The organism is Kineococcus vitellinus, assembly GCF_009906315.1.
In the GTDB taxonomy this organism is placed as follows: Bacteria; Actinomycetota; Actinomycetes; order Actinomycetales; family Kineococcaceae; genus Kineococcus; species Kineococcus vitellinus.
On sequence record NZ_JAAALL010000231.1, the window covers coordinates 1 to 7102 of the forward strand.

The 7102-nt window shown below is 77.0% G+C and carries 5 protein-coding genes; 1 reads left to right on the forward strand and 4 read right to left on the reverse strand.

The window, feature by feature from the left end:
* Positions 1-21: 21 nt before the first annotated feature.
* On the forward strand, positions 22-2820 hold the full coding sequence (locus GTQ99_RS17300; RefSeq protein ID WP_338075059.1) for a helix-turn-helix transcriptional regulator: 2799 nt from the start codon (positions 22-24) through the stop codon (positions 2818-2820).
* Positions 2821-2859: 39 nt separating this feature from the next.
* Here GTQ99_RS17300 and GTQ99_RS17305 read toward each other — a convergent pair whose 3' ends face one another.
* From GTQ99_RS17305 to GTQ99_RS17320, 4 genes are all read right to left on the reverse strand, one after another.
* Positions 2860-4197 carry an FtsX-like permease family protein gene (locus GTQ99_RS17305; RefSeq protein ID WP_166616973.1) on the reverse strand — a complete coding sequence of 446 codons (1338 nt, stop codon included), beginning with the start codon at positions 4195-4197 and terminating at the stop codon, positions 2860-2862.
* Positions 4198-4265: 68 nt separating this feature from the next.
* The gene (locus tag GTQ99_RS17310) at positions 4266-5003 is read right to left on the reverse strand and encodes an ATP-binding cassette domain-containing protein (protein ID WP_166616974.1); all 738 of its coding nucleotides are present in this window, start codon (positions 5001-5003) and stop codon (positions 4266-4268) included.
* 58 nt (positions 5004-5061) lie between these two features.
* Positions 5062-6045 (reverse strand): aldo/keto reductase, encoded by a 984-nt coding sequence (locus GTQ99_RS17315; protein WP_166616975.1) that lies wholly within the window; start codon positions 6043-6045, stop codon positions 5062-5064.
* 227 nt (positions 6046-6272) lie between these two features.
* Positions 6273-7102: alpha/beta hydrolase (locus GTQ99_RS17320; RefSeq protein ID WP_166616976.1), on the reverse strand; the 830-nt coding region annotated here is incomplete at its 5' end.

Genomic DNA, 7102 nt, shown 5'->3' on the forward strand with positions numbered 1-7102 from the left:
CGTCGGGTGGGAGGGACGAGCGTGATCGGGCGCGAGCGGGAACTCGCCGAGCTGCGGGGCTTGCTGGAGGTGGTGGCGGCCTCCGGTGCCGGCCGGGTGGCCGTGGTGGAGGGCGAGGCCGGCATCGGCAAGAGCACCCTGGTCGCCGCGCTCGCCGGGGTCGCCGGCGCGGCCGGTTTCCGCCGGTTGCGCTGCGCCGGTCTGCAGGGCGGGGCGCTGGCGGGGTTCGCCGCGCTGCACGAGCTGCTGCACCCGGTCCTGGACCAGGTCGAGGCCCTGCCGCCGCGTCAGCGCGAGGCCCTGCTGACCGCCTTCGGGTTGCAGGACGGTCCGACCCCGGAACGCCTGCTGATCGGCCTGGCCGTGCTGGGCCTGCTGGAGGAGGTCGCCGCCGCGCAGCCGCTGCTGCTGGTCGTCGAGGACGCCCCGTGGCTGGACGCCTCCAGCGCCGAGGTGATCGGGTTCCTCGCCCGCCGCCTGGAGGGTGCCCGCACCCTGCTCGTCGCCACCGCCCGCACCAGCGCCGACGACGCCGACCCCTACGACAGCGGCACCGAGGTCCTGCGCTCCGCCGCCGCTGCGCGGGTCCGCCTGCGGCCGCTGTCGCCCGAGCACTCCGAGCAGGTGCTGGACGCCCTCGCCGTGCCGGGTGCGCAGCTGCCGGATTCCCTGCGCCGCCGCGTCCTGCGGGAGGCCGGGGGCAACCCGCTGGCGCTGCGGGAGTACACCAGCGCGCTGCGCGCCCGGGAAGGGGACGAGCACGGGCTCGGCGACGGGCCGCTGCCCACCACCCGTCGCCTGGAGGCGGCGTTCCTGTCCGAGGTGGCCGAGCTGCCGGAGGGCAGCCGCACCCTGCTGCTGCTGGCCGCCGCGGGGGAGGAGGCCTCGCTGCCGCAGCTGCTCACCGCAGGTGCCGCGCTCGGGGTGAGCGCCCAGGACCTGACACCGCTGGAGCGGGCGGACCTGGTCGCGGTGGTCCTGGACCGGTTGCGGTTCCGCCACCCGCTGCTGCGCTCGGCGGTCTACGGGGCCGCGCCCGTGGCGGAGCGCGCCGCCGCCCACCGGGCGCTGGCCGCCGCGGTCACCGACAGCGGGCGCGCCGCCTGGCACCGCGCGGCGGCGACCCTGGAGCGCGACGAGGCCGTGGCCGCCGAGCTGGAGTCGGCCGCCGCCTCCGCAGCCGTGCGCGGGGCGGGCGCCGAGGCGGCCGCGGCCCTGCGCCGGGCCGCCCGGTTCTCCCCCGATGCCGCGGAGCGCGTGCGGCGGCTGGTGCGGGCCGCGGAGCAGTACCGCCAGGCGGGGCTGGTGGAGCAGGCGCAGTCGGTGCTGCGCGAGGCAGAGCCGCTGGCGAGGACCGCGCAGCAGCGCTTCGAGCTGGCGCAGGTGCGGGGGATGATCGGCGCCCTCGTCGGCGGGGACACCGACAACACCGCCGAGCAGTTCGCCTTCGCCCGCGCGCTGGCCGGTCCCTCGGGCCGGGAGCTGCCCGAGGTGCGGGTGCAGGTCCTCGCCGCCGCGGCCTACGGCGTCGTCAACCGCACCAGCGGGGACGTCTCCGTGGACGCCGCGACGTGGCGCGAGGTCCACGACGAGCTGGCCGCGGTCGACCTGGGCGGGTGGAACGACTACCAGCGACTGGGGCTGGCCGTGCTCGACCCGCTGGGCCAGGCCGCCGAGGTGCTGCCCCGGCTGCCGCGGATGGCCCGGTCGCTGACCGGCGCGATGCCGCTGTTCGCGCTGGCGCAGACGGCGGAGTTCCTGCAGGACCTGACGACGGCGCGCAGCACCTGGGCCTCGGCGGCCGAGGCGCTGAACCGCTCCGGTTCTCCCACGGGTGCCTGCCAGGCGATGAGCGCGCTGGCGACGTTGCGGCTGATCGCCGGCCAGGTCCCCGAGGCGGTCGCCGACGCGGAGACGGCCCGCCGCACGGCGCGCGACCTCGGGCTGCCCGTCGTCGAGGCGTCGGCGGAGGCCACCCTGGCCCGGGCGCACCTGCTGACCGGCCGCCCGGGCGAGGCGGCAGCGGCCCTGCGGCGCAGCCGGGAGGCGTACGCCGGTTCGGCGCTCGCGCAGCCCGCCGCGAACGCCTCCTGGTCGGCCGGCCTGCTGGCCCTGCACGAGCACCGCGACCGCGAGGCCCTCGCGCAGCTGCGCGGGGTCCTGGTGCACCGGCCCTCCGCCCAGTGGGCGGTCGCCGACCTCACCGAGGCCGCCGTGCGCTGCGGTGAACCGGGAGCCGCCCTGGACGTCGTCGCCGAGGTCGAGCACGCGGCGCGGGAGCTGGGTTCCGCCCACCTGCTGGTGCTCGTGCACCGCAGCCGGGCCGCGCTGGAACCCGGCAGGGCGGAGGAGCACCACCGGTCGGCGCTGGCGGCCGGAGCGGACGGCGGCGCCCCGCTGGAACTCGCCCGCACGCACCTGCAGTTCGGGGAGTGGCTGCGCCGCGAGCGGCGCGTGCTCGAGGCGCGTGAGCACCTCGACGAGGCGCTGCGCGCCTTCGAGGCGGCCGGCGCCGGTTCCGGCCCGCACGCCACCAGGGCTGCCGCGGAGCTGCGGGCGGCGGGCAGCGTCCCGATGGGCCGCTCCACCGCGACGAGCGCGCCGGCGCTCACGGCGCAGGAGCTGCAGATCGCCCGGCTGGCCGCGGAGGGCCTGTCCAACAAGGAGATCGCCGACCGGGTCTACCTCTCGCACCGGACGGTCTCCTCGCACCTGTACAAGGTGTTCCCCAAGCTGGGGATCGCCAGCCGCCACCAGTTGGGCGCCGCGCTGCGCCGGCTGGGCGAGCACGAGGCCCGGGACTCCGCGCGCAGCCGCTGAGCGCGGGGGCACCGGGCCGGCCGCCGCGGCGGGCGGGGCTCACTCCGCGCTCAGCGCAGGCGCCACCTCCCGGCGCAGGGCCAGCAGCGTCGTGGGGACGGTGGCCGCCAGCAGCAGCAGCAACCCCCCGCCCGCGGTGACGGCGACGGCGCCCGCGCCGAAGGAGGGCGGCGCGGGGGCAGCGCCGGCCGGTGCCACGGCCCACGCCGCGACGCCCGCGCTCCCGACGACGGCCACCAGCCCCAGCGCCGTCGCGGTCACGGCGTGGATCACCGACTCCCACCCCGCCGCCAGCAGCACCACCCCGTGGGTGCCGCCGGCGGCGCGCACCAGCGCGGACTCGCGCTCGCGCACCCGCCCGGACATGAAGACGGTGGCCGCCGCGCCCACGGCGGCCAGCAGCAGCGGCCCGCCGATGAGCAGGACCGCCGTCTGCACCGGCGGTGCGGGCGGCAGCCGGCCGGTCTGCGCCCCGACGGCGGCGCGCACGGTGTCCGTGACCGCGTACAGCGCGCCGGGGAACGCGACCGCCACCACCAGCGGGCTCGTGGTCGCGCTGGCGCGGGCGGTGCCGTGCGCGGCCGCGGCGCGGGCCAGGAACCACGACGCCGAGGCGTCCGCGGGCACCAGCGAGGTCCACGCGCGCAGGAACGGCGCGAACACCAGCGGCCCCGCGGCGACGACCAGGGCGGTCAGCAGCGGCCCCACCAGCGTCAGCGGCACCAGCACCTGCTCCAGCGGCGTGCCGCCCGCGCTGAGCACCAACGGGACCAGGACGGCCAGCAGGAGCGCCAGACCCGCCCAGCGGCGGCGGCGCACGCGCGCCGGCGGCGGGTCCGCCTCGCGCACCAGCAGCAGACCGCTGGTGCGGGAGGCGGCGCGGGCGCTGCGCCGCCCGCCGGCCGTGACGAGCGCGGTGACGACCACGACGACCACCGCCGCGGGGAGCGGCCCGAACACCAGCGGCACCTGCTGCAGGCCGTCGGAGGTCGCCAGCACCCAGCGGCAGAACGGCACCACCAGGGGAGCGGCCAGCAGGGTGCCGCCCAGCGCACCGGTGAGGGCCACCAGCAGCAGCTGCGCCAGCACGACGGCGCGCACCTGGCGCGGCCCCATGCCGATCAGCTGCCACAGCGCGTGCGAGCGCTGCTGCGAGGAGATCGTCAGCGCCGCGACCGAGGAGAGCACCACCAGGGTGGCGACCACGGTGAAGACCACGACGACGCCGACGACGGGGTACAGCGCCACGCCGAGCGTCCCGCCGACCTGCACGGCGCTCTGCAACAGGCACGCCGCGACCGCACCCACGACGGCCGCGGCGCCCGCGACCACCCCGGCGCCCACCCAGGTGCGCGCGTCGGCCAGCAGTTCACCCACGACCAGGCGCTGCAGCAACCCCCGGGGGGCCCGGGCTCCCGGACCCCTCTCCGTCCCCGTCACCACGCTCACACCTGAGCCGCGGCGCGGGTGACGGCGTCCAGCACCTGCGCCGCGCCGGCCGCGACCAGCTCGGCGTGGATCGTGCCGTCGCGCAGCACCAGCACCCGGTCGGCGGTGGCGGCCGCCTCCAGGTCGTGGGTGACCATCACCACCGCACGTCGCCCCGAGGCCGCCTCGCGCAGCAGCGCCAGCACCTGCGCGCCGGCGGCGGTGTCCAGCGCCCCGGTCGGCTCGTCGGCGAAGACGACGTCCCGCTCGACGGCCAGCGCGCGGGCGATCGCCACCCGCTGCTGCTGCCCGCCCGAGAGGGCCGCCGGCTTGTGGTGGGCGCGGTCGCCGAGTCCCACGTGGGCCAGCGCGCGGTCGACCTCCTCGGCGCGCACGCGCCGGCGCGCCAGCCGGGCCGGCAGCGCGACGTTGTCCCAGGCGGTCAGCGAGGAGATGAGGTTGTAGGACTGGAAGACGAAGCCGACGTGCTCGCGGCGCAGCTTCGCCAGCGCGGCGGCGCTGATCCCCGTCAGCGGGGTCCCCACGATCTCCACCGATCCGGAGGTCGGGGCCTCCAGGCCGGAGAGGCAGTGCAGCAGCGTGGACTTGCCGGATCCGCTGGGACCCACGATGGAGACGAGCTCGCCCGGGTGCACCGCCAGGCTCACCCCGCGCAGCACGGGCGTGCTGCCCGCGCCGTCGCGGTCGGGGAAGGACTTGGTGACGTCACGGGCGAGCAGCGTCGGTGCGGGCACGGGGTTTCCTCCGGTCGTCCGGGAGCGGCGGGTTGCGCCGGTGGGAGTCGGTGCGGGTTCAGCGGTAGGTGGCGCGCAGCCCGGCCGCGGTGTCGCGCTCACCGGCGATCGCGCCGGGGGTGAACGCCGCGTCGAGCTCGGCGAGGTCGGCGGCGCTCAGCCGCACGTCGTCCGCCGCGACGTTCTCCTGCAGGTAGCGGCGGCGCTTGGTGCCGGCGATCGGCACCACGCCCTGGGCCAGCACCCAGGCCAGCGCCACCTGCGAGGGCGTGACGTGCAGGCGGGTGGCCAGCGCGCGCACGACGTCGACCAGGCGCTCGTTGGCGGCGAGGTTCTCGGGCGAGAAGCGCGGCAGGGATCGGCGGGCGTCGTCGTGGGCGAGGTCGTCGGGGCGGGTGATGGCTCCGGAGAGCACGCCGCGTCCCAGCGGGGAGAAGGCGGCGAAGCCGATGCCCAGCTCCCGCACGGTGTCCAGGACGCCGTTGAACTCCACGTCGCGGGCGAACAGCGAGTGCTCCGACTGCACGACGCTGAGCGGGGAGGTGGCGTGGGCGCGCCGGATCGTCTCGGGCGCGGCCTCGCAGACGCCGATGGAGCGGACCTTGCCGGCGGTGACGAGTTCGCCCATGGCGCCGACGGACTCCTCGACCGGCACGTCCGGGTCGACGCGGTGCAGGTAGTAAACGTCCACCTCGTCCACGCCCAGGTGCCGCAGCGAGCGCTCGATCGCGCGCCGGCAGTGCTCCGCGCTGCCGTCCTGCCCGAGCGAGGTCCCGTCGGGGGCGAAGTCGGTGCCCCACTTGGTCGCGACGACCACCTCGGAGCGGCGGGTCGCCAGGACCCGCGCCAGCAGCTGCTCGTTGCGGAACGGCCCGTACGCCTCGGCGGTGTCCCAGAACGTGACACCGGAGTCCAGCGCCCGGTGCAGGGTCGCGACGGACTCCGCGTCGTCGCGGGGGCCGTACCAGACGCTCATCCCCATCGTCCCCAGCGCCTGGGCCGACACCGTCAGGCCCTGCGAACCCAGTTCCGTCGTCCTCATCCTTCTCGCTCCTCGCTCGACCTGCGACGTCCACCGGTGGCCGCGCCCGTCCCCTCCGGGGCGAGCCGGGCGCCGACCACGGACAGGAGCCTGGACCCTGGAGCGCGCTCCAGGTCAAGCCGGCGGGAGGGCCCGCGGCGCCGGGTGGCCGGCCGGGGTCCCCCGGTCCCGGCCGGCCACCCGGCGCCGTCGCGACGTCCCCCGAGCCGCGCGAGCCCCGCCGCGTCTCAGTCGGTGCCGAGGACGCCGGAGAGGAAGGCGATGCCCTGGGTGATGGCCCCCTGGGCGGCGAAGGTGTGCCGCAGCGGGTTCAGCCCGACGAAGTCGTGGATGATGCCGTTGTAGCGCACCGAGGTCACCGGGACGCCGGCCGCGCGCAGCTTGGCCGCGTAGGCCTCGCCCTCGTCGCGCAGCACGTCGGCCTCACCGGTGATGACCAGCGCTTCGGGCAGCCCAGCCAGCTCCTCGGTGCTGGCGCGCAGCGGGGAGGCGGTGATCTGCGCCCGCTGCTCGGGGTCGGTGGTGTACTGGTCCCAGAACCACTTCATGCCCTCGCGCGCCAGGAAGTAGCCCTCGGCGAACTGCTCGTAGGAGCCGGTCTCGAAGTTCGCGTCGGTGACGGGGTAGTACAGCAGCTGGCCCTTGAACTCCACGCCGCCGCGCTGCTTGGCCAGCAGGGTGGCGACGGTGGCCATGTTGCCGCCCACGGAGTCGCCGGCCACCGCGATGCGGGTGGTGTCCAGGGACTGCTCGGGGCCGTTCATGGCGATCCAGTCGGCGACGGCGTAGACCTGCTCGATCTGCGTGGGGTACTTGGCCTCGGGGGCCAGGTCGTAGTCGGGGAAGACGACAGCGGCGTTCACGCCGACGGCGATCTCGCGGACCAGGCGGTCGTGGGTGACGGGGCCGCCGAAGACCCAGCCGAGGCCGTGCACGTAGAGGACGACCGGCAGCAGGCCGGTGGCACCCTTGGGGCGCACGATGCGCACCCGGACGCTGCCGGTGGGCCCGCCCTCGATGGTCAGGTCGGAGACGTCGGCCTCGGGCAGGGTGGGGG

What these genes read in the sequence shown, in the direction of transcription:
- GTQ99_RS17315 (WP_166616975.1), bottom strand. Translation starts at nt 6,045, where the DNA reads ATGAGGACGACGGAACTGGGTTCGCAGGGCCTGACGGTGTCGGCCCAG.